This window comes from Accumulibacter sp. (genome assembly GCF_023806565.1).
Taxonomy (GTDB): Bacteria; Pseudomonadota; Gammaproteobacteria; order Burkholderiales; family Rhodocyclaceae; genus Accumulibacter.
Genome location: NZ_JAMTDV010000117.1, coordinates 39,163 through 65,709, shown reverse-complemented (window position 1 = coordinate 65,709; position 26,547 = coordinate 39,163). Strand labels below are relative to the sequence as shown.

27 protein-coding genes are annotated in these 26,547 nt (G+C 64.2%); 17 read left to right on the top strand and 10 right to left on the bottom strand.

Annotated elements, in window-relative coordinates; translation table 11 throughout:
• Positions 1 to 122 precede the first annotated feature (122 nt).
• From ccmA to NFV80_RS13375, 12 genes are all read left to right on the top strand, one after another.
• Positions 123 to 764: a cytochrome c biogenesis heme-transporting ATPase CcmA gene (ccmA, locus tag NFV80_RS13430; RefSeq protein ID WP_295331222.1), complete on the top strand. Its 642-nt coding sequence runs from the start codon at positions 123 to 125 to the stop codon at positions 762 to 764.
• A gap of 8 nt (positions 765 to 772) precedes the next feature.
• Entirely contained in the window at positions 773 to 1,441 is a 669-nt protein-coding gene (gene ccmB / locus NFV80_RS13425) for a heme exporter protein CcmB (RefSeq protein ID WP_295331221.1), read from the top strand.
• Positions 1,442 to 2,191: a heme ABC transporter permease CcmC gene (ccmC, locus tag NFV80_RS13420; RefSeq protein WP_295331220.1), complete on the top strand. Its 750-nt coding sequence runs from the start codon at positions 1,442 to 1,444 to the stop codon at positions 2,189 to 2,191. It begins immediately after the preceding gene.
• Positions 2,192 to 2,195: 4 nt separating this feature from the next.
• The gene (ccmD, locus tag NFV80_RS13415) at positions 2,196 to 2,414 is read left to right on the top strand and encodes a heme exporter protein CcmD (protein WP_295331218.1); all 219 of its coding nucleotides are present in this window, start codon (positions 2,196 to 2,198) and stop codon (positions 2,412 to 2,414) included.
• Entirely contained in the window at positions 2,411 to 2,890 is a 480-nt protein-coding gene (gene ccmE, locus NFV80_RS13410) for a cytochrome c maturation protein CcmE (RefSeq protein ID WP_296758979.1), read from the top strand. The genes ccmD and ccmE overlap by 4 nt, the downstream gene beginning before the upstream one ends.
• Before the next feature lie 12 nt (positions 2,891 to 2,902).
• Complete coding sequence (locus NFV80_RS13405) at positions 2,903 to 4,906, top strand: heme lyase CcmF/NrfE family subunit (RefSeq protein ID WP_295331080.1); 2,004 nt, start codon at positions 2,903 to 2,905, stop codon at positions 4,904 to 4,906.
• Between the two features lie 8 nt (positions 4,907 to 4,914).
• Complete coding sequence (locus tag NFV80_RS13400) at positions 4,915 to 5,499, top strand: DsbE family thiol:disulfide interchange protein (RefSeq protein ID WP_295331078.1); 585 nt, start codon at positions 4,915 to 4,917, stop codon at positions 5,497 to 5,499.
• On the top strand, positions 5,496 to 5,978 hold the full coding sequence (locus NFV80_RS13395; RefSeq protein ID WP_295331076.1) for a cytochrome c-type biogenesis protein: 483 nt from the start codon (positions 5,496 to 5,498) through the stop codon (positions 5,976 to 5,978). The genes NFV80_RS13400 and NFV80_RS13395 overlap by 4 nt, the downstream gene beginning before the upstream one ends.
• Positions 5,975 to 7,195: a c-type cytochrome biogenesis protein CcmI gene (gene ccmI / locus NFV80_RS13390; RefSeq protein WP_295331074.1), complete on the top strand. Its 1,221-nt coding sequence runs from the start codon at positions 5,975 to 5,977 to the stop codon at positions 7,193 to 7,195. Before NFV80_RS13395 ends, ccmI begins: the two co-directional genes overlap by 4 nt.
• Positions 7,196 to 7,402: 207 nt before the next feature.
• Positions 7,403 to 8,539: a DUF2235 domain-containing protein gene (locus NFV80_RS13385; RefSeq protein WP_295331072.1), complete on the top strand. Its 1,137-nt coding sequence runs from the start codon at positions 7,403 to 7,405 to the stop codon at positions 8,537 to 8,539.
• Positions 8,540 to 8,662: 123 nt separating this feature from the next.
• Positions 8,663 to 9,646 (top strand): MDR family oxidoreductase, encoded by a 984-nt coding sequence (locus tag NFV80_RS13380; RefSeq protein ID WP_295331070.1) that lies wholly within the window; start codon positions 8,663 to 8,665, stop codon positions 9,644 to 9,646.
• Between the two features lie 26 nt (positions 9,647 to 9,672).
• Positions 9,673 to 10,857, top strand: coding sequence for an acyl-CoA dehydrogenase (locus NFV80_RS13375; protein WP_295331067.1), 1,185 nt, complete (start codon positions 9,673 to 9,675; stop codon positions 10,855 to 10,857).
• Between the two features lie 44 nt (positions 10,858 to 10,901).
• Here NFV80_RS13375 and NFV80_RS13370 read toward each other — a convergent pair whose 3' ends face one another.
• From NFV80_RS13370 to NFV80_RS13360, 3 genes are read right to left on the bottom strand one after another with little or no spacing between them, the layout of a single operon-like run.
• Entirely contained in the window at positions 10,902 to 12,056 is a 1,155-nt protein-coding gene (locus tag NFV80_RS13370; RefSeq protein WP_295331064.1) for a THUMP domain-containing protein, read from the bottom strand.
• A 25-nt stretch (positions 12,057 to 12,081) separates the two neighbouring features.
• Entirely contained in the window at positions 12,082 to 12,498 is a 417-nt protein-coding gene (locus NFV80_RS13365) for a CopD family protein (RefSeq protein ID WP_295331062.1), read from the bottom strand.
• A 4-nt stretch (positions 12,499 to 12,502) separates the two neighbouring features.
• Positions 12,503 to 13,381 carry an NAD-dependent epimerase/dehydratase family protein gene (locus NFV80_RS13360; protein WP_295331060.1) on the bottom strand — a complete coding sequence of 293 codons (879 nt, stop codon included), beginning with the start codon at positions 13,379 to 13,381 and terminating at the stop codon, positions 12,503 to 12,505.
• 39 nt (positions 13,382 to 13,420) lie between these two features.
• On the opposite strand from NFV80_RS13360, the gene NFV80_RS13355 reads away from it, so the two are divergent.
• Both NFV80_RS13355 and NFV80_RS13350 read left to right on the top strand, forming a co-directional pair.
• Entirely contained in the window at positions 13,421 to 14,491 is a 1,071-nt protein-coding gene (locus NFV80_RS13355; RefSeq protein WP_295331057.1) for a CDP-6-deoxy-delta-3,4-glucoseen reductase, read from the top strand.
• On the top strand, positions 14,488 to 15,660 hold the full coding sequence (locus tag NFV80_RS13350; RefSeq protein WP_295331055.1) for an HDOD domain-containing protein: 1,173 nt from the start codon (positions 14,488 to 14,490) through the stop codon (positions 15,658 to 15,660). The genes NFV80_RS13355 and NFV80_RS13350 overlap by 4 nt, the downstream gene beginning before the upstream one ends.
• 13 nt (positions 15,661 to 15,673) lie before the next feature.
• Here the strand turns inward: NFV80_RS13350 and NFV80_RS13345 are convergent, their stop codons facing one another.
• The 7 genes from NFV80_RS13345 to ilvD form a co-directional block, all read right to left on the bottom strand.
• Positions 15,674 to 16,378 carry an ABC transporter ATP-binding protein gene (locus NFV80_RS13345; RefSeq protein WP_295331054.1) on the bottom strand — a complete coding sequence of 235 codons (705 nt, stop codon included), beginning with the start codon at positions 16,376 to 16,378 and terminating at the stop codon, positions 15,674 to 15,676.
• Between the two features lie 23 nt (positions 16,379 to 16,401).
• Positions 16,402 to 17,178, bottom strand: a complete 777-nt coding sequence (locus NFV80_RS13340) for an ABC transporter ATP-binding protein (RefSeq protein WP_295331051.1) — start codon at positions 17,176 to 17,178, stop codon at positions 16,402 to 16,404.
• Between the two features lie 2 nt (positions 17,179 to 17,180).
• Positions 17,181 to 18,257 (bottom strand): ABC transporter ATP-binding protein, encoded by a 1,077-nt coding sequence (locus tag NFV80_RS13335; protein ID WP_295331048.1) that lies wholly within the window; start codon positions 18,255 to 18,257, stop codon positions 17,181 to 17,183.
• Positions 18,254 to 19,177: a branched-chain amino acid ABC transporter permease gene (locus NFV80_RS13330; RefSeq protein ID WP_295331045.1), complete on the bottom strand. Its 924-nt coding sequence runs from the start codon at positions 19,175 to 19,177 to the stop codon at positions 18,254 to 18,256. The genes NFV80_RS13335 and NFV80_RS13330 overlap by 4 nt, the downstream gene beginning before the upstream one ends.
• A 162-nt stretch (positions 19,178 to 19,339) precedes the next feature.
• Positions 19,340 to 20,554, bottom strand: a complete 1,215-nt coding sequence (locus tag NFV80_RS13325; RefSeq protein ID WP_295331042.1) for a branched-chain amino acid ABC transporter substrate-binding protein — start codon at positions 20,552 to 20,554, stop codon at positions 19,340 to 19,342.
• Between the two features lie 165 nt (positions 20,555 to 20,719).
• Complete coding sequence (locus NFV80_RS13320; protein WP_295331040.1) at positions 20,720 to 21,031, bottom strand: c-type cytochrome; 312 nt, start codon at positions 21,029 to 21,031, stop codon at positions 20,720 to 20,722.
• 209 nt (positions 21,032 to 21,240) lie between these two features.
• Entirely contained in the window at positions 21,241 to 23,094 is a 1,854-nt protein-coding gene (ilvD, locus tag NFV80_RS13315) for a dihydroxy-acid dehydratase (RefSeq protein WP_295331037.1), read from the bottom strand.
• Positions 23,095 to 23,177: 83 nt separating this feature from the next.
• On the opposite strand from ilvD, the gene lgt reads away from it, so the two are divergent.
• The 3 genes from lgt to NFV80_RS13300 are packed head-to-tail and all read left to right on the top strand — an operon-like array spanning position 23,178 to position 25,926.
• Positions 23,178 to 23,975: a prolipoprotein diacylglyceryl transferase gene (gene lgt, locus NFV80_RS13310; RefSeq protein WP_296758967.1), complete on the top strand. Its 798-nt coding sequence runs from the start codon at positions 23,178 to 23,180 to the stop codon at positions 23,973 to 23,975.
• Between the two features lie 38 nt (positions 23,976 to 24,013).
• The gene (locus NFV80_RS13305) at positions 24,014 to 25,399 is read left to right on the top strand and encodes a malonyl-CoA decarboxylase (protein WP_295331033.1); all 1,386 of its coding nucleotides are present in this window, start codon (positions 24,014 to 24,016) and stop codon (positions 25,397 to 25,399) included.
• 53 nt (positions 25,400 to 25,452) lie between these two features.
• Positions 25,453 to 25,926: a VOC family protein gene (locus tag NFV80_RS13300; RefSeq protein ID WP_295331031.1), complete on the top strand. Its 474-nt coding sequence runs from the start codon at positions 25,453 to 25,455 to the stop codon at positions 25,924 to 25,926.
• Positions 25,927 to 26,547 lie beyond the last annotated feature (621 nt).

Genomic DNA, 26,547 nt, shown 5'->3' with positions numbered 1-26,547 from the left:
GAAGATCACAACAGAGTACTAAAAGCCATTGAATCGATTTTGATTTTCGTCAATCCGGGGCTAAACTGCGGGATTCAGAATGAGGCCCTTGCCGGCTTCGGCCATTTCCCGGATCCCCTTGCATGCTTGAAGCTTCGAATCTGGAATGCGTGCGCGGCGAACGCCGCCTGTTCGCCGGCGTCAGCTTCCGCCTGGCGTGCGGCGAAATGCTGCAGGTGCAGGGAGCGAACGGATCCGGCAAGACCAGCCTGCTGCGCATGCTGTGTGGTCTGACGCCAGCCGCCGCTGGCGAGGTGTGCTGGCGCGGGCAGCCGATCGGCAAGCTTGGAGAGGAGTTTCGCGGTGAACTCTGCTACCTTGGCCACCACAACGCGATCAAGGAAGAGCTGTCGCCACTGGAAAATCTGCTCGCCGCGGCAGCACTGGCGCAGGAGTCCCTCGACGAAGACGCAGCGCTCGACGCCCTGGAACAGGTCGGACTGCACGGCCGCGCCGACCTCGCGTGCCGCTATCTCTCGCAGGGCCAGAAACGGCGAACCGCGCTGGCTCGCCTGGTGCATGAGAAGCGCCCGTTGTGGGTGCTCGACGAGCCCTACGTGGCGCTCGATCCGGCTGCCGTCGAGCTCGTCTCCGGCCTCGTCGGCGCGCATTTGCAGCGAGGCGGACTGGCGGTTCTGACCAGCCATCAGGCGGTGAGCGTCACCGCCGGCGCGCTGCGCGAACTCTGGCTGGGCACTGCGGCTGCATCGTACGGACGAATCTAGTTGAGAAAATGCTAATATCGATCCGTGCGGTGATCGGTCGCGACCTGCGGCTGGCAATGCGGCGGCAGGCCGACATCCTGGCAGCGATGTTCTTTTTCATCATCGTCGTCAGCCTGTTTCCCCTTGGAGTCGGACCGGAACCGGAGCAACTGCGCAAGCTGGCACCTGGCGTCCTGTGGGTCGCCGCGCTGCTCGCCACGATGCTCTCGTTGCCGCGTCTGTTCGCCGACGACCACCGCGACGGTACACTCGAACAGATGGCGCTGGCACCGCAACCGTTGGGCCTGATGGTGCTCGGCAAGCTGATCGCACACTGGCTGGTCGCCGGACTGCCATTGGTATTGCTGGCGCCGGTGCTGGGAATCCAGTTCGACCTGAGCGGTGACGGGCTGGCAGTGCTGACCCTGTCCCTGCTGATCGGTACGCCGGCGCTGTCGGGAATCGGTGCGATCGGCGCGGCGCTGACGCTGGGCGTTCGCGGTGGCGGCGTGTTGCTCTCCGTGCTGGTGCTGCCGCTTTACATTCCGGTGCTGATCTTCGGGGCTGGCGCGGTGGACGCGACGCTCACCGGCCTCGGGCCGCAGGCCCATTTGTCGCTGCTCGGCGCAATGGCGCTGGGCGGCGTGTTTTTTGCGCCGTGGCCGACCGCCGCGGCGCTGCGAGTTGCCCTGGAATAGATGACGAACAGAGTGATCAACTGGTTCCGGTACGCCAGTCCGCAGACCTTCTACCCGCTCGCCGGCAAGCTGATTCCGTGCTTCTGGACGCTGGCTGGTATCTTCGCCGTGGTCGGTCTGGGCATCGGCTTTCTGCTGGCGCCGACCGACGCGCAGCAGGGCGAGGGCTACCGGATCATTTTCCTGCACGTGCCGGCGTCGTGGATGTCAATGTTCATTTACCTGGTGATGGCCTTCTGGGCGGCCATCGGACTCGCTTTCCACACGCGCCTGTCGGGCATGATGGCGTCGGCGCTGGCGCCGACCGGCGCGCTCTTCGCTTTTCTTTCGCTGTGGACCGGCGCCCTGTGGGGAAAGCCGATGTGGGGCACCTGGTGGGTCTGGGACGCGCGCCTGACTTCCGAACTGATCCTGCTTTTCCTCTACATCGGCTTCATCGCGCTGCAGGCGGCGATCGACGATCCGCGGCGGGCCGACCGGGCGGGTGCGATCCTCGCGCTGGTCGGCGTGGTGAACGTTCCGATCATCTATTTTTCGGTCAAGTGGTGGAATACCCTGCACCAGGGCGCTTCGGTGAGTCTCGGCAAGGCGCCGAGCATGGCCGCGCAGATGCTTTGGGGAATGCTGTTCTGCGCGCTGGCCTGCTGGATGTACAGCATCGCCATTGCACTGATGCGGGTGCGCAACATCATGCTCGAACGCGAGCGACACACCGAATGGGTGCGCGCGCTGCTCGCGCAGGCGGAGTAGAGAAATGCACTGGAACAGTCTGGCCGAATTTCTGGCGATGGGTAATCATGGCTTCTACGTATGGGGCTCGGTATTGGTGATGGCTGCTTCGATGCTGGCGGAACCGATGCTGCTGCGCCGCAGTCGGAGCAGGCTGCTCGCTCGTCTGCTGCGTCAGTACCGCGCCGAGCAGACCGAAGCCAGACGTCAGCGCGCCGCCAACCCGGGCAGGAGTCGAGATTGAAACCACGTCACAAACGCATTCTGCTGATCCTTGGCGGGCTGGCGATCCTCGCCGTTGCCGCAACGCTGGTGCTCAACGCCTTTCGCAGCAACCTGGTGTTCTTCTTCTCGCCGACGCAGGTTGCTGCCGGCGAGGCACCGCAGGGCAGAAGTTTCCGTATCGGCGGCATGGTCAAGGAAGGTTCGCTGCAGCGCCAGGCGGATGGCGTGACGATGCGCTTCGTCGTCACCGACACCGAAAAGGAAATGACTGTCGCCTACAAGGGCATCCTGCCCGACCTCTTCCGCGAGGGGAAAGGCGTCGTCGCGCAGGGCAGGCTCGGCGACGATGGCGTCTTCACGGCCAGCGAGGTGCTCGCCAAACACGACGAGAACTATATGCCGCCGGAAGCGGCCAAAGCCGTCGGCGACGCGCACCAGCGCGCGGCAGCGAACAAGGCTGCGGCCGAAGCCGCGGCGAGAACCCTCCGGCAGTAGGAAGAAGCCCGCATGATTCCCGAACTGGGTCAATTCGCCCTCATCGTCGCCCTGCTGGTCGCCATGACGCTGGGCACCCTGCCGCTTGTCGGCGCGCAGCGCCAGCAGCCGCAGTGGATCGCCCTCGCCCGCCCGGCGGCATACGCGCAGGCTCTGTTGCTGGCAGTCGCTTTCGCCTGCCTGACCGCCGCCTTCGTGCAGAGCGACTTCTCGGTGCTCTACGTCGCCGGGCATTCGAACACGCTGCTGCCGCTGCCGTACCGGATCGCCGCCGTGTGGGGCGGGCACGAGGGTTCGCTGCTGCTCTGGGCGACGATGCTGGCGCTGTGGACGCTGGCCGTGGCGCTGCGCTCGCGACAGTTGCCAGAGGCGCTGGTGGCGCGCGTTCTTGGCGTTCTCGGCCTGGTCAGCGCCGGTTTTCTACTCTTCATCCTGACCACCTCGAACCCCTTCGAGCGTCTGCTGCCGGGGGCCGAAGAGGGGCGCGACCTCAACCCGCTGCTGCAGGACCCGGGTCTGGTGATTCATCCGCCTACCCTCTACATGGGCTACGTCGGTTTCTCGGTCGCTTTTGCCTTCGCCATCGCCGCGCTGCTTTCCGGTCAGCTCGACGCCGCCTGGGCGCGCTGGTCGCGACCGTGGACCATGGCCGCCTGGATTTTTCTCACGCTCGGCATCGCGCTCGGATCGGGCTGGGCCTACTACGAACTCGGCTGGGGTGGCTGGTGGTTCTGGGACCCGGTCGAAAACGCTTCCTTCATGCCCTGGCTGGTGGGCACGGCGCTGGTGCATTCACTGGCCGTCACCGAAAAGCGCGGCAGCTTCAAGAACTGGACGGTGCTGCTGGCGATTTCTGCTTTCTCGCTGTCGCTGCTCGGCACTTTCCTGGTCCGCTCGGGGGTGCTGACTTCGGTCCATGCCTTCGCCACCGACCCGCGTCGCGGCATCTTCATCCTCGTCTTTCTGGGAACGGTGATCGGCGGTTCGCTGGCCCTGTTTGCCTGGCGTGCGCCGAAGGTTGGCCTCGGCGGCCGCTTCGGCCTGCTTTCGCGCGAGTCGCTGCTGCTCACCAACAACGTGCTGCTGGTCGTTGCCTGCGCGTCTGTCCTGCTCGGCACTCTCTACCCGCTGCTGATCGACGCGCTCGGCGCCGGCAAGCTGTCGGTCGGCCCGCCCTACTTCGACGCCGTCTTCGTACCGCTGATGCTGCCGGCGGTGTTCCTCATCGGCGTCGCCCCGTTTGCCCGCTGGAAGCATGCCAGTGCGCGCGAACTGGCGCATACCCTGCGCTGGGCGTTTCTGGCGGCGGCGCTGGTCGGCAGTACGGCACCGCTGCTTTTCGGCCAATGGCGGCCGATGGTCGCGCTGAGCCTGCTGCTGGCGGCGTGGATCGTCTTCAGCGCGGCCCTCAACGTCGTCGAGCGCGTGCAGGCGACACGCGCCGGCCAGTCGTTCCTGGCGACCTTGCGCCGGCAACCGCGCAGCTTCCTCGGCATGCATCTGGCGCATGCCGGCGTCGCCGCATTCATCGTCGGAGTAACCGTGGTCAGCGCCTATCAGACCGAAAAGGACGTCAAGATGGAGATCGGCGACACCGTCGGCATCGGCGCCTACTCCTTCCGCTTCAATGGCGTGCGCGAGGAGCAGGGACCCAACTATCGCGCGCTGGTCGGCGACATCGACCTGATCAGCGAGGGCCGCACGCTTCGCAAGATGTTCCCCGAGAAGCGCTTCTACGTCGCCTCGTCGATGCCGATGACCGAAGCCGCGATCGACACCGGATTGCTGCGCGATGCCTATGTCTCGCTCGGCGAACCGATCGACAAGGACAGGCCGGATTCCGCCTGGGCCGTGCGCGTGTACCTCAAGCCGATGGTCGACTGGATCTGGGGCGGCTGCGTGCTGATGGCCCTCGGCGGTCTGCTCGCGATCAGCGACCGCCGTTACCGGATCCGGGCACGCTCGACGGCGTCGGCGCCCGCCGGCACGATCGCCCCGCTGACAAGAAACGCGTAGGACCTGCGATGAACCGATTCCTCTGGCCGCTGATCGGCTTTTTCCTGCTCGTCGTGCTGCTCGCCGTCGGGCTCCATCTCAACCCGCGCGACGTGCCGTCACCGCTGATCGACAAGCCGGCACCGATGTTCTCGCTGCCGCGACTCGACGCGCCCGACCGGCAGTTCTCACCGAAGGAGATGCTCGGCCAGGTCTGGCTGCTCAACGTCTGGGCATCGTGGTGCGTCACCTGCCGGCAGGAGCATCCGCTGCTGGTCGAACTCGCCCGGCGACAGAACGTGCCGCTGGTCGGCCTCAACTACAAGGAAGTGCGCGGCGACGGAAGTGTCGAGCTGGACAAGCTGGCTGCCGACGGCGAACGAAAGTTGGTCATCGATCGCGCGTCCGCCTGGCTTTCCCGCCATGGCAACCCCTACGCGCTTTCGGTGCTCGACATCGACGGCCGCGTCGGCATCGATTACGGAGTGTATGGGGTGCCGGAAACCTACGTCATCGACAGGAAAGGGATCATTCGCATGAAGCACACGGGCCCGATCACCCCCGAGGTCTTCTCCGGCAGGATCCAGCCGCTGCTTGCCGAGCTCGCGCAATGAGGCGCTGGCTGATGCTGCTGCTCGCGCTGCTGAGCACGCTTGGCGGCACGCTGCACGCCGGCGAAGCCAGGCCGCTCGCCGAGGACGAAGCGACAGAGCGACGCCTGATCGCGATTTCCTCCGAACTGCGCTGCCTGGTCTGCCAGAACGAATCGCTCGCCGGCTCGCAGGCCGAACTCGCCAGCGACCTGCGCCGCGAGATCCGCGCGCTGATCCGGGAGGGCAGGAGCGACGCAGAAATCATGGAATTCATGGTCAGCCGCTACGGCGACTTCGTCCGGTATCGGCCACCGCTGAAGGGTACGACGCTGCTGCTGTGGTTCGGGCCCGGCCTGCTGCTGGTCGTCGGCCTGGCGTCGCTGCTGCGCTACCTGCGCCGACGTGACCAGGCGATCGACGATCGCCCACTGTCGACCGACGAACAGAACCGGGCCGAAACGCTGCTGCAGGAGCAGGACTCTCGCCCGCGATCCACATGACCACTTTCCTCGTCAGCGCCGTACTGCTGGTCGTCATCGTCGTCGGCATCCTCGCGTGGCCGCTGCTGCGCGTACCGGCGGGGACGGTGAAGGTCGACCGCCGCGAGGCCAATCTGGCGATCTTCCGTGACCAGCTCGCCGAACTCGAACGCGAGCGCAACGAGGGATCACTCAGCGACGGCGATTTCGTCCAGGCCAGGAGCGAACTGCAGCGTCGCCTGCTCGACGAGGTGCAGGCAGCCGAAGCTCCGCCGGCGGACATCGGCGCCGGCCGCAAATCGCTGCTGGCCCTGCTCGTCGTGATCCCGCTGGCGGCCGCTGCCGGCTACGCGCTGCTCGGCAATCCGCGCGCGCTCGACCCGCTGCAGCGGCAGGCACGCGTCACGCCGGAACAGATCGAGCAAATGCTCGGCGGGCTCGTCGAAAAGCTGCAGAAAAACCCCGACGACGCGCAGGGCTGGGTGATGCTGGCCCGCTCGTACAAGGTCCTCGGACGTTTCCCGGAAGCGGCCAATGCCTACAGCCATGCCGGCGCCTTGCTCGATCAGGACGCGGCGCTGCTCGCCGATTACGCCGATGTCCTTGCTCAGGCGAACGGCGGCAGGCTGCAGGGGAAACCCGGCGAACTGCTCGCGCGCGCGCTGCAGATCGATCCCGACGAACCGCAGGCGCTGTTGCTCGCGGGTGCGGCAGCGAGTGAGCGGCAGGATTTCGCAGCGGCGGCCGAACTCTGGTCGCGGCTGCTGGCGCAGCTCGCACCCGGTTCCGAGGAAGCGAAGACGCTCGCAGGAGCGGTCGACAAGGCGCGTGAAATCGCTGCCGCGCAGACGGGCAGCGCGAAGTCGCCGGGCAAACCGACAGGCAGGCCCAGCGCGGTCACGGTCAGTGGCGAGGTCGTGTTGAGCGGCAGGCTCGCCGGCAAGGTCAAGCCGGACGACGTGTTGTTCGTCTTCGCACGCGCCGAAGAGGGTCCGCGCATGCCACTCGCCGTAACCCGCGCCACCGTCGCCGAGTTGCCGCTGCGCTTCCGCCTCGACGACTCGATGGCGCTGGCCGGTGGTCGCAAGATCTCGGAATTCCGTACGGTCCGCATCGAAGCGCGCATCGCCAAGGCAGGCAAGGCACAGAGTTCGAGTGGCGACCTCTTCGGCAGGATCGACGGCGTCAAGCCAGGCAGCGAGAATCTTCGCGTCGTGATCGACCAGGTGCAACCCTGACGGTAGGGCTTTCCGTCGCGCCGCCTCGTTCGGCGTGCCGGCGACCCCGGAGCAGAACATTGACGACGTCTGCCATCGGCAGCGATACTGCCATCGAAGGTGGGGCACCGGAGCAACTCGCTGCAGGGACCTTGGCGAGTGCAAGCTCTGCCCACGGCGGCCCGAGATCACTCAGCAACGATGCAGCAATGGCGAAGGAGATGCGCAATGGCGAAGAACGTGATTTTTTGTGCCGACGGCACGTGGAACAGCCCAAATCAGGATGAAAACGCCGACCAGTCGGCGGATCCGACCAACGTCTACAAACTGTTCTTGTGGCTGGCGGGAACGGACTCGCCGCATTCGCTGCGCTGTGCCGACGAACAGGAACGCCAACTTCACGATGGTGCGCAGCTGACACAGATCGCCAAATACCTGCACGGAGTCGGCGACTCGCGCAATCCGGTGGTCAAGATCCTCGGCGGCGCTTTCGGCGCCGGCGTCATCGCGCGCATCGTCCGCGGCTACACCTTCGTCTCGCGCAACTACGAACCAGGCGACCATATCCATATCGTCGGCTTCAGCCGGGGCGCCTATACCGCGCGGGCGCTGGCCGGACTGATCGGCTCGCAGGGGCTGCTCGGAAAGCACATCGATGACCCACAGGAAGCGTATCGCTGCGGTGCCGAAGCGTGGTATCGCTATCGCAAGGCGACGCTCAAGAGCGGCGCCAGCCTCGATCACCTGAGCGAAATCGCCGCCAATCTGCCGGCGTTCTTTCGCTCCGGCTCGCTCGCCGACAGTGATCTGGTCGCCGTCGACAGCATCCGCTCCGTCGCTGTCTGGGATACCGTCGGCGCCCTGGGGTTTCCCGCGTACGCGGCCAACGGCGAGCGGATCGACGCCTACAAGTTCGCCGACACGGTTCTCAGCGCCAAGGTGCAGTTGGGCGTACACGCGATCGCGCGCGATGAGCAGCGGGTCGATTTTACGCCGACGCTGTGGAACGCCGGAGCGAACGTGACGCAGTTGATTTTTCCCGGTGCGCACGGCGATGTCGGCGGCGGCTATCCGATGAGCAACGGCGAGAGTGGCCTTTCCGATGGCGCCCTGCAATGGCTGGTCGACCGGCTGCGGGCTGCCGGCGTGCTGTTCGCCGCCAGCAGCGACTACCCGGTGACTCCACGCGCCGACGCCACCGCACACCAGCCATGGATCCACCAGCCCTGGTCGCTGATCCCGGATCTCCGCCTGCGCAGGAGGACTTTCCCGGCCGGCCTGCAGGAAGATGCATCGGTTGTCGCGCGCAAGGCGGCCGGCCCGGTGCGCGCCGACCCGAGTGTCAAGCCCGCCCCCTACGCGTGATCACGGACGGACGATCGTCGCCCGCCGGCAGCAGTTCGACCATGGTCTTGCCGACCCGGGCGGTCAGCATGAATGGCGCGCATCCGCGCACGCGGCGGCAGCCAACGATGGAGGAATAGCACGATGTTCAAGGGAATTCTGATCACCAGGGGCGACGCCGGCTACCAGGCGCAGGTGCAGCAGATCGACGAATCCGTCCTGCCCGAGGGCGACGTCACGGTAAGTGTCGAATGGAGCACGCTGAACTACAAGGATGGTCTGGCGATCACCGGCAAGGCGCCGGTGGTGCGCCGCTTTCCGATGGTGCCGGGGATCGATTTTGCCGGCAGCGTGATCGCCAGCAGTAACCCGGCGTGGCCGATCGGCGAGCGCGTCGTGCTCAATGGCTGGGGCGTTGGCGAGACGCGCTGCGGCGGTCTGGCCGAGCTGGCACGCGTCCGGGGCGAGTGGCTGGTGCCGCTTCCCCACGCCTTCACGGCGCGCCAGGCGATGGCCCTCGGCACCGCCGGCTACACCGCGATGCTCTGCGTGCTGGCGCTCGAGAAACACGGCATCCGGCCAGAGGACGGTGAAATCCTCGTCACCGGCGCGAACGGTGGCGTCGGCAGCGTGGCCATCGCGCTGCTCGCAAAACTCGGTTACCGGATCGTCGCGGCGACCGGCCGCACCGCCGAAGCGGCGCACCTGCAGGCGCTCGGTGCGGCAGCGGTGATCGATCGCAGCGAACTTGCCGCTCCCGGCAAACCGATCGGCAAGGAACGCTGGGCCGGGGTGATCGATACGGTCGGCAGCCATACCCTGGCCAATGCCTGCGCCACGACCCGCTATCGCGGCGCCGTCGCCGCCTGCGGCCTGGCCGGCGGCATGGACTTTCCGGCGACGGTGGCCCCGTTCATCCTGCGCGGAGTCACGCTCTACGGCATCGACAGCGTGATGGCGCCGCTGGCGGTCCGTCAGGAAGCCTGGCAACGCCTCGGCCAGGATCTCGAAATCGCCAGGCTCGATGCAATCACGAGCGAAATCGGCCTTGCCGAGGCGATCGAAGTGGCGCATGAACTGCTCGCCGGCAAGGTGCGCGGGCGCGTCGTCGTCGATGTCAGACGCTGAAATCCGCTGACGGCTGCGAGAGAACGATGGCGACCGCTGCCAAACCGCGATTCTGCTGGGAAGACCCGCTGCTGCTGACGGCGCAGTTGAGCGAGGACGAACGTCTGCTGCGCGACGCCGCGCGAGACTTTTGCCAGCGTCGGCTGCTGCCGCGCGTGCGCGACGCGTTCCGCCACGAGCGCAGCGACCCGGCGATCTTCCGGGAAATGGGTGAAATGGGTCTGCTCGGACCGACGATTCCGCCCGAATACGGCGGTGGCGGGCTCAACTACGTGAGTTACGGTCTCGTGGCACGCGAAGTGGAGCGCGTCGATTCCGGCTATCGCTCGATGATGAGCGTGCAGTCTTCGCTGGTGATGCTGCCGATTTACCAGTTCGGCAGCGAAGCGCAGCGCCGCCGCTATCTGCCGAAACTGGCAAGCGGCGAGTGGATCGGCTGCTTCGGGCTGACCGAACCGAATCACGGTTCCGACCCTGGCAGCATGGAGTGCCGGGCACGCGCGGTCGATGGCGGATTTCTCGTTTCCGGCAACAAGACGTGGATCACCAACTCGCCGATCGCCGACGTATTCATCGTCTGGGCCAAGGACGACGCCGGTGCCATCCGCGGCTTCGTGCTCGAAAAGGGAATGGCCGGCCTTTCGGCGCCGGTGATCCACGGCAAGGTCGGCCTGCGCTGTTCGATCACCGGCGAGATCGTGATGGACGAGGTCTTCGTTCCGCTGGAGAATGCCTTCGCCGAGGTCCGGGGTCTCAAGGGACCGTTCACCTGCCTCGATTCGGCGCGCTACGGCATCGCCTGGGGAGCGCTCGGCGCCGCCGAATTCTGCTGGCACACGGCGCGTCAATACACTCTGGATCGCCGCCAGTTCGGCCGCCCGCTGGCCGCCAACCAGTTGATCCAGAAGAAGCTCGCCGACATGCAGAGCGAAATCACCCTCGGCCTGCAGGGCTGTCTGCGCCTCGGGCGGATGAAGGACGAGGGCAGCGCGACTGTGGAGATCACCTCGCTGATGAAGCGCAACTCCTGCGGCAAGGCGCTCGAAATCGCCCGCACCGCGCGCGACATGCTCGGCGGCAACGGCATTTCGGACGAATTCGGCGTCATCCGCCACCTGGTGAACCTGGAGGTGGTCAACACCTACGAAGGAACACACGACGTGCATGCGCTGATTCTCGGTCGCGCGCAAACCGGGATCGCAGCGTTCTAGATTGGCGTGCGTGCGTTGCGTGGCCAGTCGGTTCTTCGATCTGCTCAACCGGAAGCCGCGCCGCCGCGGTTGCTTCCCGCCACCATGCGGAATTCGTACAGGCGGCATTCGAGCGGGCCGTTGAATAGCGGGGTCTTTCTGCTCGGGGTCAGGCGGACCATTTTCGGCAGTCTGCTGTCAGCGCTGATCAGGTAGCAGTTCCAGCCGGCGAACTTGCGCTTGAGGGCACTGCCCAGCAAGGGATAAAACGCTGCCAGTTGGTCCCGATCGGAAACCCGTTCGCCGTATGGCGGGTTGCTGACGAGAATGCCACGCTCGGCAGGCGCTTCGATTTCGAGCAGGTCGCCGGTTTTGAGGGTGACCGCGGGTAACAGACCGGCACGATCGAGGTTGGCGAGCGCGGCGCGGACGGCGACTGGCGACAGGTCGCTGCCGAAGATTCCCGCGTCGGTGACCGTCGCTTCGCCGGCGCGGGCCGCGTCGAGCAGGGGCTGCCACGCGACCGGATCGAAGTTACGCAGCCGCTGGAAAGCGAACTCGCGGCCGACACCAGGGGCGATGCGCAGCGCGACCTGCGCCGCCTCGAGCAGGAAGGTGCCGCTGCCGCACATCGGGTCGAGCAGCGCCACGCCGGGCTGCCAGCCGCTCAAGCGCAAAATGCCGGCAGCAAGATTTTCCTTGAGCGGCGCGTCCACCGTCTTCTGACGAAAGCCTCGCTGGTAGAGCGGTGCTCCCGAGGTGTCGAGATAAAGCGTGCACTCGTCCTCACCGACGAAACCTTGCACCCGCACATCCGGCTGCCGCGTATCGACGCTCGGCCTAATTCCCGCGTCACGGCGAAAGCGGTCGCAAACGGCGTCCTTGATGCGCAGCGTGACGAAGTCGAGACTCTTCAGCGGGCTCTTGACGGCATTGACGTCGACGCGAATCGTCTGCTCGGCGACGAACCACCTGGGCCACGGGGTGTCGAGTGCCAGGCGGTAAATGTCCTCCTCGCTGCGATAGCGCGTGTGGGCCACGCGCCACAGGATGCGTGTGGCGATGCGCGAGTGGAGATTGGCGCGATAGCAGACAGGCCAGTCGCCGGCAAAGTGCACGCCGCCCGAGATCTGCCTGAGATTGCAGGCGCCCGCTGCAGCGAGGTCTTCGCGCAGCAAATGCTCGAGGCCGCGCGGGCAGCTGGCAAAATACGTTTCCACGACGCTTTGTCTCCCGACAGATGGACTAGAACGGCTTGACGACGGCCAGATAGATCACCGCCAGCAGCGCCAGCACCGGCATTTCGTTGAACCAGCGGTACCAGACATGGCTGTGGACGTTGCGGCCGTTCCGGAAATCGCGCAGCAGCCGCCCGCAATACGCGTGATAGAGCAGCAGCAGCAAGACCAGGGCGGTCTTGAGGTGCAGCCAGCCGCCCGCGAAACCGAAACCGAACCACAGCCAGAAGCCGAAGGCAACGGCGAGAATGCCGATCGGGGTGACGAAGCGGTACAGCTTGCCGGCCATCAGCAGCAGACGCTCGCGCTCGGCGACGCTGGCCGGGTCGATCATCGCCAGGTTCACGAAGATGCGCGGCAGATAGAAGAGACCGGCGAACCAGCTCACGACCATCCAGAGATGCAGGACCTTGACGATCAGCACGGTTTCATCCTTTCCCTGCCGCGGCGGCAACGCCGTCGGCTACGTGCGGATAGCGTAGCCGCGCCCGCAACTCCTTTTTCGCTCGCCCGTTCCGCAGGCGACGCGACTCCGTCATGAAAGACAACTGCAGCGGCGACAGGCGCTGCTCGGCCTCGTGGCGCGAGAGGCGGGGCGACCTGGGCAGGCCGAAATGGTCGGCAACGAGATCGAAATACTCGCCCATCTTGATTTCCGAATCGTCCGCGGCATTGTAGGCGCGGTTGCAGCGACCACGGCGAAGGGCGGCACAGGTGAGCATTGCCAGGTCTTCGGCGTGAATGTGGTTGGTGTATACGTCGTCCGCATCACAAAGCGCCGGAGTCCCCTTCTGCAGACGTTCGATCGGCAGCCGATCGGCCGCATAAATCCCTGGGACACGCAGGATGCTGACGACAACGCCGCGGCGGCCGAAGGCACGCAGTTGGCGCTCGGCGTCGACGCGACGACGGGCGCGGGCGGTCGCCGGCCGCAGGCGTCGCGTCTCGTCTATGCGTTCGCCCTTGCAGTCGCCGTATACGCCACTGGTACTTATATACACGATTCGCTGTGGTAGACTCCTGCCGCGAGCAAGTGCTGCGAGCAGGCCACGGGTGCGGGCGTCACCTCGATCGCCGGCGACAGTGGGGGGCGGCGCCAGGTGCACAACGATTTCGGCCAGGCCGGCGATGCGCCGCAGGCTGCGCGGCTGATCGAGATCGGCGACGACTGGCCGCGCGCCCTTGTCGCGCCAGAAGGCACACTGGCCGGCATCACGCAGCAGTGCAAAGACATGGTAGTGGCCAAGCAGATGGGGCAGCAGGCGGCGGGCGATGTCACCGCAACCGACGATCAATAGTTTCTTCACCGCGCGATTTTACCGGATCAGGACAGCAGCGGAGAGTCGATGGGTTTTCAGATAAGCGTTCAGCCGAGCCAGTGCGCGTTTCAGGCCGAGCCTGACGAAACGATCCTCGAAGCTGCGCTCCGCCAGGGACTGAGCCTCCCCTATGGTTGCCGTGATGGAGCCTGCGGATCCTGCCGGGGAAGGGTGCTGAGCGGAGAAGTGGCACACGGCAAGGCATCGTTCGAGGTACTCGGCGAGGCCGATCGGCGGGCCGGCTACGCGCTCTTCTGTTGTGCGCTGGCAAAGAGCGATCTTTGCATCGAAAGCCGGGAAGCGCGCGCGCTCGGCGACATTCCGGTCCGTACCCTGCCGGCGCGCGTGCACCGGCTGACCCGTGCCGCGCCCGACGTGATGATCGTCGAACTCAAGCTGCCGGCCAACGAGCGCTTGCAGTTTCTCGCCGGGCAATACGTCGACATTCTGCTGAAGGAGGGCCGGCGGCGCTCGTTTTCGCTGGCCAACGCGCCGCACGCGGACGAGGTTCTTGAGTTGCACGTCCGGCAGGTGCCCGGCGGACAATTCACCGGTCATGTTTTCGCGAGCATGAAGGAGCGCGACATTCTCCGCCTGCGCGGGCCCCTGGGCAGCTTTTTCCTGCGCGAGGAGTCGACCAGGCCGATGCTGCTGGTGGCGGGAGGAACCGGCTTCGCACCAATCAAGGCGATCGTCGAGCACGCCATCGCCGAAGGCAACACGCGGCCGATGCACATCTACTGGGGAGGCCGACGTCTTGCCGATCTCTACCTCTTGCCCCTTGCCGAACGGTGGTCGGCGCAACATGCCCACATCACGTTTACGGCAGCCCTCTCCGACTCGCCAAGCGAGGAAGGCTGGGATGGCCGCATCGGCCTGGTGCACGAAGTCGCGATGAGCGATCACCCCGACCTTTCTGGCTACCAGGCATACGTTTGTGGCTCGCCGGCGATGGTGAGCGCAGCCCGACGGGACTTTCTGGCCCGTTGTCAGTTGCCGCAGGACGAGTTCTTCGCGGATTCGTTCGACTACGCTGCGGACTCGCTGCAGGCAATCGCCGCGAAGGGTTCCACCGACGTCGGGGATGAAATGGCATGACCAAAGTCTTCATGTCCCGCCAGCCGCTGGTCAATCGGCAAAGTCGGGTCATCGCCACTCGCCTGACGCTGCATCTCGGACAGCAGGGCGGCATGCAGGATGCGGTGGACGCGCTCAATGGACTGGAAAGTGTCTGGCCGCCCGGCGCAAGGCCAGTCTTCATCGATTGCGGTGATGGTTGCGATGCCACACTGCTCGACTGGTCGGCTCCGCAGAATGCAACCATCGAGTTGCCGGCAACCGCGCTTCTGGGTCCGCAGGGAGCAGAGCTGATCGCCGCGCTGCAGATCTGGCAACCGACCGTCTGCCTGCATTTCGATCCGCATGCGGCAACGGCACTGAACTGCGGCGTGCCTTGCCGCTTCATCGGCTTCGACGCGCAGCGCTTCACGCTGGCGCAACTCAAGCTGCTCTCGGCGCGCACCCGTGCACAGGGAATGGGGATCGCATTCAACGTGGAAACGCCCGAGGATTTTCGCGCTTGTCTGGATGCGGGCATGACCGCTGCTGCCGGCTGGTTCTTTGTCGCGCCAAGTGGCGTGCCGGCAAAAAAGCTGACCGCGGGTCAGGCGAACATCGTGCGCGTGCTCAACCTGGTCCGTACGAACGCCGAGATACACGAAATCGAAGACGCACTCAAACTTGACGTCGCGATTTCCTACAAACTGTTGCGTTACATCAATTCCGCCGGCTTCGGCCTGTTCTGCGAGATTCATTCCTTCCGACACGCCGTCAGCATGCTCGGCTACGACAAGCTGAATCGCTGGTTGTCGCTGCTGCTGGCGACGGCCAGCAGGGACCCGATGGCACCGGCATTGATGTACACGGCGCTGCTTCGGGCACGCCTGATGGAATTGCTCGCCAACGGTCTGGTAGACAAGTCCGAGTACGACAATCTATTCATCACCGGGGCATTCTCGCTGCTCGACGCGCTGCTCGGCGTCGGCATGGAACAGGTACTGGAGGCAATGCGCCTGCCCGAGACAATCTGCGATGCCCTGCTCGGCAATGGCGGTCGCTATCAACCCCTCCTTGACCTGGCCCGGGGCAGCGAAAGAGGCGACCCGACCGTGATCGCCGAGCAGGCCGGCATGCTCGGCCTGACGGCGACGCAGTTCAACCGGGCGCAGATGCAGGCGATGGCATTCGCCGACGGGATGGAGTTGTAAGCCCCGGCAAGCCCTATTCGCCGAGATAGGCGGCGCGCACCTTGGGGTCGGCAAGCAGATGCGTCGACTCGTTGGTCACCGTGATCTCGCCGCTTTCCATGACATAGCCACGTTGGCTGACTTCCAGCGCGAGTTTGGCATTCTGCTCGACGAGCAGGATGGTCATGCCGTCGCTGGCGACCGTGCGAATGACCTCGAAGATTTTTTGCACCATGATCGGCGCCAGTCCCATCGATGGCTCATCGAGCAGCATCAGGCGGGGCCTGCTCATCAACGCTCGTCCGATTGCCAGCATTTGCTGTTCGCCCCCCGAGAGCGTCCCGGCCAGTTGCTGTCCCCTTTCCTTGAGGCGCGGAAAATGGCCGAGAACCTGTTCGAGGTCCTGTTCGATCGCCGCCTTGTCGCTACGCGCGTAGGCTCCCATGCGCAGGTTCTCGAGGCTGGTCATGCGAGGAAAGACTCCTCTGCCTTCAGGCACCAGCGCAATCCCTTCCGCGACCAATGCGTGCGGCGGCAGGGGCAGGAGTTCCTTGCCGCGATAGCGGACACTGCCCCCGGCGGGATCGAGCAGGCGTGCCAGCGCCCGCAAGGTGCTGCTCTTTCCGGCGCCGTTGGCGCCGATCAGCGCGACCATCTCGCCTTCGTTGACGTGGAAGCTGATGCCGCGAACGGCCTGAATGCCGCCGTAGGATACGCGCAGTCCGTTAACTTCGAGCATGGTTCATCGTTCCCTTACCGGCTTCAGGCCACCGACCCACCGAGGTAGGCCTCGATCACACGCGGGTCCTTCTGCACGACGGCGGGAACGTCTTCGCAGATCTTTTCGCCGTAGTCGAAAACTGCCACGCGGCGACACAGGCCCATCACCAGTTTGACGTCGTGTTCGATCAGCAGGACGGTCACGCCGTCCCGGCAGATGCCTTCGACGAGCACGCGCAGGGCCTCGGTCTCCGTACCGTTCATTCCCGCCGCTGGCTCGTCGAGCGCCAGCAGCTTCGGTTCGGTGGCCAACGCACGGGCGATTTCGAGGCGTCGCTGGTCCCCGTACGAAAGGTGCTTGGCGTAGTCGTGCGCCCGTTCGTGAATGCCCACGTAATGCAGGAGTTCCTCGGCGCGACGAGTGATCGCCGCCTCCTCGGCCCGGGTCGCCGCGTTGCGGGTAATCGCCCCGAGCACGCCGGCGCGTGTGCGCAGGTGGCGGCCGACCATGACGTTCTCGATCGCCGTCATGTTGCCGAACAGGCGAATGTTCTGAAAGGTGCGGGCAATCCCTACGGCAGCGGCCTTGTGCGGTGCGTCGGCCTCGAGCCTGACCCCGTCAAAGACGAAATGGCCGCTTTCGTTCTTGTAGAGACCAGTCAGGCAGTTGAAAAACGTCGTCTTGCCGGCACCATTCGGTCCGATCAGGCCGTAAATCTCGCCGCGGCGAATGGTCAGCGAAACATCCTGCAAGGCCTTGACGCCGCCGAAATGCTTGGCGACTTCATGCGCTTCGAGAAGCAGTGGCTGTTCGCTCATGCTCAATCCGCCGTCTCGGCAAGTTCACGGAGGCGCTGCGACGAAGGCCACAGCCCGGCCGGTCGAAAACGCATGACGAGCACCAGTGCGAGACCGAAAACGAGCATCCGCAAGCTCTCCGGATCGACGATCATGCGGCCGAATACGGCCCGCTGCAAAGGTTCGATGCCGTAGCGGAGCACCTCGGGCAGACCGGTCAACAGGACGGCACCGAGAATTACGCCGGGGATGTGGCCCATGCCGCCAAGAACGACCATCGACAGAATGGTGATCGACTCCATCAACGAGAAGCTTTCCGGGCTGACGAAGCCCTGCATCGCGGCGAAGACGCCGCCGGCGATTCCCCCGAAGGAAGCTCCCATGGCAAAGGCCAGCAGCTTGATGTTGCGGGTATTGATGCCGCAGGCCTTGGCCGCGACTTCATCCTCGCGGATCGCCTGCCAGGAGCGCCCGATGCGCGAATTCTGCAGGCGGACGTTGACGACGATCACCAGCAGCGCCAGAACGACCAGCAGGAAATAGTATTTCTGCGGCCCTGAAAGCGTGATGCCGAAGATCGTCCCGCTTTGCGAAAATGAAAAGTCGCCGATCCGGATCGGATCGATCAGCGTGATTCCCTGCGCGCCGTTCGTGATATTGACCGGTGCATTCAGATTGTTCATGAAGATGCGAACGATTTCCCCGAAACCCAGCGTGACGATCGCCAGATAATCACCGCGCAGCTTCAGTGTTGGCGCCCCGAGCAGCACGCCGAACATGCACGCGAGACCAGCACCTAGTGGCAGAATCACCCAGAAGGGCAAATGGATTCCGAAATGCGGCGAGGCGAGGAGCGCATAGGTATAGGCTCCAACCGCGTAGAAGGCAACGTAACCGAGGTCGAGCAGGCCGGCGTAGCCGACGACGATATTCAGGCCCAGCGCCAGGAAAACGTACAGGATCGCGAAGTTCGCAATCCGCACCCAGGCCTGACCACCGAGACCGGCAACGAAGGGCACCAACAAGAGGACGGCGGTGAGCAGCAGCACGCCCAGCCAAGGCCGTTGTCCTGCAACCGATCTCCTGAATTGGCCTTTCATGCGCGATCTCCAGTACGTTCGCCAAACAGCCCCGAAGGACGGAACATCAGAACGATGATCAGCACGATGAAGGCAAAGATGTCCTGGTAGTGGCTGCCAAGGAAATCACCGGTCAGGTCGCCGATGTAGCCAGCGCCCAGCGCCTCGATTACACCCAGCAGCAGGCCGCCGGCCATGGCGCCGGCGAGATTGCCGATTCCGCCGAGAACGGCAGCGGTAAACGCCTTCAGGCCGAGCATGAAACCCATCTGATAATGCGCGATCTCGTAGTAGGAGCCGACCATGCAGCCGGCCACGGCGCCGAGTGCAGAACCGATGATGAACGCCATGGCAATGACGCGATCGATATCAACCCCCATCAATGCGGCGACGTGCTGATTCTGCGCGGTCGCCCGCATGGCCATGCCGATGCGCGTGCGGTGTACCAAGTAGATCAGCCCCAGCATCATCAAGGCTGCCAGCGTAACGATGGCAATCTGCACGTTGGTGAAGCTGGCACCGCCAAATTCGTAGATGTGCTTGCCGATCATCGGTGGGAAGGTGATGTAGTTCCTGCCCCAGATGATCATCGCCACGTTCTGCAACACGATGGACATGCCGATCGCCGTGATCAACGGTGTCAATCTCGGCGCATGGCGCAGCGGGCGATAGGCGACCCGTTCGAGCGCCCAGCCCAGCACCATGCAAACGACCACCGATACCGCGACGCCGATACCGAGAATCATCAGGGGTGCCATGGCCGAGCCGGCGAGCGAGACAATGACCGTGAAAGCAACCATCGTGCCGATCATCACGACCTCGCCGTGGGCGAAATTGATCAGGCCGATGATGCCATAGACCATCGTGTAGCCGAGAGCGACGAGAGCGTACACAGCACCGAGAGTGATGCCGTTGATCAGTTGCTGGAGGAGAGTGTCCATGGGCAGGCTTTCCGCAACGTGGTACTTGTGGCGAACCCTGGGTTCCCACTCATGCCGACGTAGCCGCACCCGAACCCCCTCCCCGGTCGACGCCGGGCGGCTGCGGCTGCGGGATGGACGGGGACATGGCCAACGCCATGTCCCCGGTAGCGGACTCTTTCTTTATTTGGCCGAGGCAGTGCCGCCTTCGGTCTTCAGAGTCGCCAGCTTGCCATCCTTGATTTCGAAAACGGTAATCGCGCCGTTCTTGATGTCGCCCTTTTCGTCGAACTCGATCTTGCCGGTGACACCGTCGTAGGAGGTCTTGCCGACTTCCGGCAGATACTTGACCGGGTCGGTGGAGTTGGCGCGCTTCATCGAGTCGACCAGGACCATCACGGCATCGTAGCTGTACGGCGAGTAGATCTGAATCTGGCCGTACTTCTTGGTGAAGTCTTCGACGAATTTCTGGCCATTCGGCAGCTTGTCGACCGGCAGGCCTGCTTGCGTGCAGATCACACCCTCGGACGCCGCACCAGCCAGCTTGACCAGCTCGGGCGTGCAACCGCCGTCACCCGTGGTGAACTTGGCCTTGATACCCAGTTCGCGCATCTGCTTGAGCATCGGACCACCCACCGCGTCCATTCCACCGAGGAAGATCACGTCGGGATTCTTGGCCTTGATCTTGGTCAGAATGGCCTTGAAGTCGGTGGCCTTGTCGTTGGTGAACTCGCGCGCGACAACCGTTGCACCGGCCGCCTTGGCAGCCTTTTCGACCTCATCGGCCAAGCCTTGACCATAGGCGGTGCGATCGTCGATGATCGCGACCTTCTTCGCCCCCATGTCCTTGACCGCATAGGTGCCGACCACCGAGCCCTGCTGAATGTCGTTGGCCATCACCCGGAACGTCGTGTTGAAACCCTGCTGGGTGTATTTTGGATTGGTCGCCGAAGGCGAAATCTGCGGCACACCGGCCTGATTGTAGATGGCCGAAGCCGGGATGGTCGTACCGGAGTTCAGGTGTCCAACCACACCGGCCACCTTCGCATCAACCAGTTTCTGTGCGACGACGGTGCCGGTCTTCGGGTCAGCCTGGTCATCTTCGCCGAGCAGTTCGAACTTGATGACCTTGCCGTCGATTTCGACCTTCTTCGCGTTGGCATCATCGACCGCCAGCCGGGCGCCATTTTCGTTGTCCTTGCCGAGATGCGCGATCGGGCCGGTCAATGGCGCGACATGGCCGATCTTCACCACGACTTCCGGCTTCGCGGCCGGGGCAGCGGCAGCCGGTGCCGGAGCAGGTGCGGCGGCCTTGGGCTCTTCCTTCTTGCCACAGCCGACGATTGCCAGGGAAGCGGCGAGAACGACGACTACACCAGGCATACGTACATGGTTCATAGTTTTGATCTCCAAAAATTGTGTTTGTAATGGGTCAGCGAACGGGCGATTGTCCAAGCACATCAGGACCTTGTCAACATGCATGTCATTTCGCGACCTGCCCGCCAGCCATCTCAACATGGAAAAACCGGCACTTGGCCGGTTTTTTTCTGTGCAATTCAGCGATTACTTCAGGCTGAGGATCCATTTCACGAGTTTATTCGCCTCCTCAGGCGTGACCGAGGGATTCGGCGGCATCGGCACCTCGCCCCAGGAGCCCTTGCCGCCCTTGATGACCTTCGCCGCCAACATCGGCTCGTCCTTCGCCGTGTATTTCTTCGCGACATCCTTGTAAGCGGGACCAACGACCTTCTTGTCGATGGAATGGCACGCGAAACAGTTCTTCGACTTGGCCAGTGCTTCCGCATCCTGCGCCTGGACGGCACCGGCGGACATCACGCCGGCAGCAGCCAGCAGACTCACGTAGATCGCTTTCATGCTCTTACACTCCGTTCAGATGAGGGGTTACAACATTCCGATAGTATTTCAGTTTGGCCGGCTTGCAAAGCCTCTTCGCCCGCTTGGCCGGAATCCTGAAACGCACCAGCATAACGCATCGCCCGCATCGATCGTTGACCCCGCCCCGGTCACCTGCGGGCGCACGGGGCATGCTGCGCGCGGCAACGATCGATCCTGGCCGACGGTGATCACTTCCTCCGCACCTGCCTGAGGTCACGCACCGCACCGGTCGCCGCCGACGTAGCCATCAGCGCATACGCCTGGAGTGCCTGGGAAACGACCCGCCGACGCCGTGTCGCCGGTTGCCAGGCACCAGCGGCGGCGTCCATGGCCGTCCGGCGTCGGGCCAGTTCGGCATCGGGAACGGCCAGGTGGATACGACGTGCGGGAATGTCGATTTCGATCCGATCTCCCTCCTGCACCAGACCGATCGCGCCGCCTTCGGCGGCTTCGGGTGAAACGTGCCCGATCGACAGCCCGGAAGTGCCGCCGGAAAAACGTCCATCGGTGAGCAGTGCACAGAGCTTGCCCAGACCCTTGGACTTCAGGTAGGACGTGGGATAGAGCATTTCCTGCATGCCCGGCCCACCTTTCGGGCCTTCGTAACGAATGACGACCACTTCGCCCGCTGCCACCTGATCACCGAGAATTGCCTGCACCGCGTCGTCCTGGCTTTCGAAAACCCGCGCCTTGCCGGCAAACACCCAGATGCTCTCGTCGACTCCGGCGGTCTTCACGATGCAGCCGTCGCTGGCGATATTGCCGTAGAGAACGGCAAGACCGCCGTCCTGCGAGTAGGCATTCGCCCGCTCGCGAACGCAGCCGCCCACACGATCCAGGTCGAGATCCGGATAGCGCCGGCTCTGCGAAAAAGCTGTCTGCGTCGGAACGCCGCCTGGCGCCGCGCGGTAGAAGTCCAACACCTGCGGGTCCGAAGTACGGATCACGTCCCAACGATCGATCGCCTCGCCGAGCGTTCTCGCATGCACGGTGGGCACCTCACGATGCAGCAGGGCGGCGCGATCGAGTTCGCCGAGAATGGCAAAAATACCGCCGGCCCGATGCACGTCCTCCATGTGGTAATCCGGTGTCGCCGGTGCCACCTTGGCCAGACAGGGAACCCTGCGCGAAATGCGGTCGATGTCGTCCATCGTGAAATCCACGCCGCCCTCCTGCGCTGCCGCCAGGATGTGCAGAACGGTATTGGTCGAGCCGCCCATCGCCACATCGAGCGTCATCGCGTTCTCGAAGGCGGCGCGGCTGCCGATCGCGCGCGGCAGCACCGAGTTGTCATCCTGTTCGTAATAACGACGACAGAGATCGACGATGCGTCGGCCAGCCTCGAGAAACAGGTCACGCCGATCGGCATGGGTGGCGAGCAGGCTGCCATTTCCCGGCAGGGAAAAACCCAGCGCCTCGGTCAGGCAGTTCATCGAGTTGGCAGTAAACATCCCGGAACACGAACCGCAGGTCGGGCATGCCGATCGCTCGAAGCGGTCGACCTCCTCGTCGGAACAACTGCTGTCACCACCCTTGACCATTGCATCGACGAGATCCACGGCGATCACCTTGCCGCTCCACGTCACCTTGCCGGCTTCCATCGGACCACCGGAGACGAAGATCGTCGGGATGTTCACGCGCATCGCCGCCATCAGCATGCCGGGCGTGATCTTGTCGCAATTGGATATGCAGACCATTGCGTCGGCGCAGTGCGCGTTGACCATGTACTCGACCGAGTCGGCAATCAGGTCGCGCGAAGGCAGCGAATAGAGCATGCCATCATGCCCCATGGCGATCCCGTCGTCGATGGCGATGGTGTTGAATTCCTTGGCGACCCCGCCCGCCGCCTCGATCTCGCGCGCCACCAGTTGCCCCAGATCCTGAAGATGCACATGCCCGGGAACGAACTGGGTGAAGGAATTGACGACGGCAACGATCGGCTTGCCGAAGTCGCCATCCTGCATGCCCGTAGCACGCCAGAGGGCGCGCGCGCCGGCCATGTTGCGACCGTGGGTCGAGGTGCGGGAACGATAGCTGGGCATTGCCGATCTCCAATTGGGAACACGCCGGAGGGTGGCGAGATATAATGCCAATTCTATCCGAAAGCCCCCGGAGTGTTGGTTCCGTGTTGATCCATCCGCAGTTCGACCCTGTCGCGCTCAGGCTCGGCCCGCTCAGCGTGCACTGGTATGGACTGATGTACTTGGTCGCCTTTCTGCAGTTCTGGTGGCTGGGCCGGCGGCGCATCGCGACGCAGCCGCAGCTTGCGCGCGCAGGCTGGACGCTGCGACAACTCGACGACCTGCTTTTCTACGGAGTGATCGGGGTGGTCGTCGGTGGCCGCCTCGGGCAGGTGCTGTTCTATGAGCCGGACTATTACCTCGATCACCCGCTGCAGGTTCTCGCCGTCTGGCGGGGAGGCATGTCGTTTCACGGTGGCCTCCTCGGCGTGCTGCTCGCGATGTGGCTGTACGCCAGGAAAGCCGGCCGGACCTGGATCGAAATCACCGATTTCATCGCACCGCTGGTACCCCTGGGCCTGGCCGCGGGACGCGTCGGCAACTTCATCAACGGCGAGTTGTGGGGGCGCGTCGCCGATCCCGCACTGCCCTGGGCAATGGTCTTCCCTTGGGTGGATGGTTTGCCGCGCCACCCCTCGCAGCTCTATCAGGCGGCGCTCGAGGGTCTGACGCTGTTCGTCGTGCTGTGGCTGTATTCGGACAGCGAGCGACCCCGTGGTGCCGTTTCCGGAGCCTTCCTCATCGGCTACGGAGCGCTGCGCTGGTTCGCGGAGTATTTTCGCTCGCCGGACACAGGCATTTTCGGCTTTTCATATAGTGTGAGCATGGGGCAGTGGTTGTCGCTGCCGATGGCTCTCTTCGGAATCGTTTTGCTCGTCTCCGCCTATCGCCGACACAGTTGATTCAACGCGTCGCCGGTCGCGGAACGGAGGAGGAACCAATGGCTGAAGGCATCGTCGTGCGGGGATTGCGCCGGGTGCGCACGCTGCTCGCCGAGGGCAGAGGACAGCGCAACTTTGATCCACGGCTGGCGGTACGCGTCCGCGGGCTGCTCCGGGAGTGTGCCAGCGGCGCCGGTGGCGAAGTGTCGGCAAGGTTGCGCGCCGGCCGTCTGGCAGAGACGTATCTGCGTCTGAACGATGAAGGGCGCGCCGGCTTTCTGCGCCTGATCGCCACCGAGTTCGGCCCGGACCCGGAGGTCGTGGCCAAGGCACATGCCGATTATCAGGACGCCATCGGCAGCGACGGGCAGTGGGCGGCCGAATCGGCGCTGCGCCGCGCCCTGCGCTCGGATCGCCTGCGCATTCTGACGCAATTCAACACCTTGCCGCAGGGGGTCAAGTTTCTGGTGGACCTGCGTGCCGACCTGCTACGCCATGTCGAACGAGATGCCGCGCTGCTTTCGCTCGACCGCGAACTCGAATCTCGCCTGGGAGCATGGTTCGACGTCGGTTTCCTGGAGTTGCGAACGATCAACTGGAGTTCGCCGGCAGCGCTGCTCGAAAAGCTGATCAAGTATGAAGCGGTGCATGAGATCCGTTCGTGGAGTGATCTGAAGAACCGTCTCGACTCGGACCGCCGTTGCTACGCCTTCTTCCATCCGCGCATGCCGATGGAGCCGTTGATCTTTGTCGAAGTCGCGCTGATCGATCATCTCGCCGACAATGTGCAGTCGCTGCTCGACGAACACGCGCCGGTGTTTGATGCACAGCGGGCGAGCACCGCGATTTTCTACTCGATTTCCAATACACAGGTCGGTTTGCGGGGAGTGTCTTTCGGCAACTTCCTGCTCAAGCGTGTGGTCGACGACCTGAAGCGCGACCACCCTCGGCTGGTCAACTTTGCCACGCTTTCTCCGCTGCCCACCTTCCGCCGCTGGGCCGAAAAGAATCCCGCGGCCTGGCAGCAGGCCTTCGGCGATGCCGACCTCGAACGCATCAGACGTCATCTGCCAGCGGAAGCGCCGCTGCTCACGGACGCAGGCGAACTCCCGAAGCTGCTCGCGGACGGCAACTGGAGCACCGACGCACGGCTGGCGCGCGCGCTGCAGCACGGCCTGACACGACTGGCAGCCCGTTACCTGCTGACCACCGGCAAGGGCGGACGACCCTACGACCCGGTCGCGCGCTTTCATCTGGGCAACGGGGCACGCATCGAGCGCCTGAACTATCTGGCAGACACGTCGGCACGTGGCCAACAGCAGTCCTACGCGCTGATGGTGAATTATCTCTACGACCCTGATACTATCGAAGCCAACGTCGAAGCATTTTCGCGCAGCGGCGAGATTGCTGCCGCTGCTGCCATACGTCGTTCTGTGCGCGACTGAGATTGCGCAACCAGAACAGCCCTTCCCGATCCTGCTATGAGAAAGAACCAGCCATGACCACGCGTCCCTTCAAAGTCCTTGGTATCCAGCAAATCGCCATCGGCGGCCCCGACAAGCTCAAGCTGCGCCAACTCTGGGTCGACATGCTCGGTCTCGAAATTACCGGCAATTTCGTCAGCGAACGCGAAAACGTCGACGAAGACATCGTCGCCATGGGCAAGGGCCCGTTCAAGGTGGAAGTCGACCTGATGCAGCCGGTCGATCCCGACAAGAAGCCGGCGGTGCACGCCACGCCACTCAATCATGTCGGCCTATGGATCGATGACCTCCCGAAAGCGGTCGAGTGGCTAGGGGCGAACGGCGTTCGCTTCGCCCCCGGCGGCATCCGCAAGGGCGCTGCCGGTTTCGACATCACCTTCCTCCACCCGAAGGCCAGCGCTGAATTCCCGATTGCCGGCGAAGGTGTGCTGATCGAATTGGTACAAGCGCCACCGGAAGTGGTCGAAGCCTTCGCCAAACTTGGCTGAGGACTGTTGAGGAGTTCGGCGCAAGCCGGCCTCCCGCTTCGAGCGCGCCGAGGAAGCAGGCGGTGCTTGCTTCCGGTCTTGGCGCCAACGACCCCAATCGAAACGCTGGGCAAGGGCGAAAGCAGGGTTTCGCGGTCTCCTGCACACCGCCGAAACTGGCCGGCGGAGGAAGGCCAGCCCTGGGGAAGCGAGTGAGCCACGGATTCGTTCACAAGCTCCCTGCGCGAACTGCCCGCGCGCATTCATTCGGCATTGGTTTCTGGCCGCCTTATCGTGGTCTGGCTTTCGCTTTCCCTGGACGATTCGTCACGGGGCCCGGCCCATTTGCACGTTTCGTGCACCATTTAATTCATTTCTGCAGAAAAAAGGACGATAATTGCCGGCCCGGGGAAGCAATGCGCAATGAGGAGGAGAACCATGCCAAGGATTCGAGCTCTCGTGGATCAGTCCGCCGCACGGGGCGGCTCCGACTCCCTGCCTTCCGCAGCGCGTGCGATGCGGTCCGAAATCCCGCGCGGAGACGCTTGCAGCCCCTACCAGTGTTCAGCCACGCAAAGGAGGCACCAATGAGTGATGAAAAACCCGTACAAGAGGCAGTCGTGTCGGCAGACGATCCAGCCA

Bases quoted from the DNA above. Each gene is read 5' to 3' on its own strand.
- ccmI (WP_295331074.1), top strand. From the start codon at position 5,975: ATGACCACTTTCCTCGTCAGCGCCGTACTGCTGGTCGTCATCGTCGTC.
- NFV80_RS13395 (WP_295331076.1), top strand. From the start codon at position 5,496: ATGAGGCGCTGGCTGATGCTGCTGCTCGCGCTGCTGAGCACGCTTGGC.
- NFV80_RS13335 (WP_295331048.1), bottom strand. From the start codon at position 18,257: ATGAAAGGCCAATTCAGGAGATCGGTTGCAGGACAACGGCCTTGGCTG.
- NFV80_RS13345 (WP_295331054.1), bottom strand. From the start codon at position 16,378: ATGCTCGAAGTTAACGGACTGCGCGTATCCTACGGCGGCATTCAGGCC.
- NFV80_RS13405 (WP_295331080.1), top strand. From the start codon at position 2,903: ATGATTCCCGAACTGGGTCAATTCGCCCTCATCGTCGCCCTGCTGGTC.
- ilvD (WP_295331037.1), bottom strand. From the start codon at position 23,094: ATGCCCAGCTATCGTTCCCGCACCTCGACCCACGGTCGCAACATGGCC.
- NFV80_RS13320 (WP_295331040.1), bottom strand. From the start codon at position 21,031: ATGAAAGCGATCTACGTGAGTCTGCTGGCTGCTGCCGGCGTGATGTCC.
- ccmB (WP_295331221.1), top strand. From the start codon at position 773: ATGCTAATATCGATCCGTGCGGTGATCGGTCGCGACCTGCGGCTGGCA.
- NFV80_RS13400 (WP_295331078.1), top strand. From the start codon at position 4,915: ATGAACCGATTCCTCTGGCCGCTGATCGGCTTTTTCCTGCTCGTCGTG.
- NFV80_RS13330 (WP_295331045.1), bottom strand. From the start codon at position 19,177: ATGGACACTCTCCTCCAGCAACTGATCAACGGCATCACTCTCGGTGCT.
- ccmC (WP_295331220.1), top strand. From the start codon at position 1,442: ATGACGAACAGAGTGATCAACTGGTTCCGGTACGCCAGTCCGCAGACC.
- NFV80_RS13325 (WP_295331042.1), bottom strand. From the start codon at position 20,554: ATGAACCATGTACGTATGCCTGGTGTAGTCGTCGTTCTCGCCGCTTCC.
- ccmA (WP_295331222.1), top strand. From the start codon at position 123: ATGCTTGAAGCTTCGAATCTGGAATGCGTGCGCGGCGAACGCCGCCTG.
- NFV80_RS13380 (WP_295331070.1), top strand. From the start codon at position 8,663: ATGTTCAAGGGAATTCTGATCACCAGGGGCGACGCCGGCTACCAGGCG.
- NFV80_RS13355 (WP_295331057.1), top strand. From the start codon at position 13,421: ATGGGTTTTCAGATAAGCGTTCAGCCGAGCCAGTGCGCGTTTCAGGCC.
- NFV80_RS13300 (WP_295331031.1), top strand. From the start codon at position 25,453: ATGACCACGCGTCCCTTCAAAGTCCTTGGTATCCAGCAAATCGCCATC.
- NFV80_RS13375 (WP_295331067.1), top strand. From the start codon at position 9,673: ATGGCGACCGCTGCCAAACCGCGATTCTGCTGGGAAGACCCGCTGCTG.
- NFV80_RS13350 (WP_295331055.1), top strand. From the start codon at position 14,488: ATGACCAAAGTCTTCATGTCCCGCCAGCCGCTGGTCAATCGGCAAAGT.
- NFV80_RS13305 (WP_295331033.1), top strand. From the start codon at position 24,014: ATGGCTGAAGGCATCGTCGTGCGGGGATTGCGCCGGGTGCGCACGCTG.
- ccmD (WP_295331218.1), top strand. From the start codon at position 2,196: ATGCACTGGAACAGTCTGGCCGAATTTCTGGCGATGGGTAATCATGGC.
- NFV80_RS13340 (WP_295331051.1), bottom strand. From the start codon at position 17,178: ATGAGCGAACAGCCACTGCTTCTCGAAGCGCATGAAGTCGCCAAGCAT.
- NFV80_RS13385 (WP_295331072.1), top strand. From the start codon at position 7,403: ATGGCGAAGAACGTGATTTTTTGTGCCGACGGCACGTGGAACAGCCCA.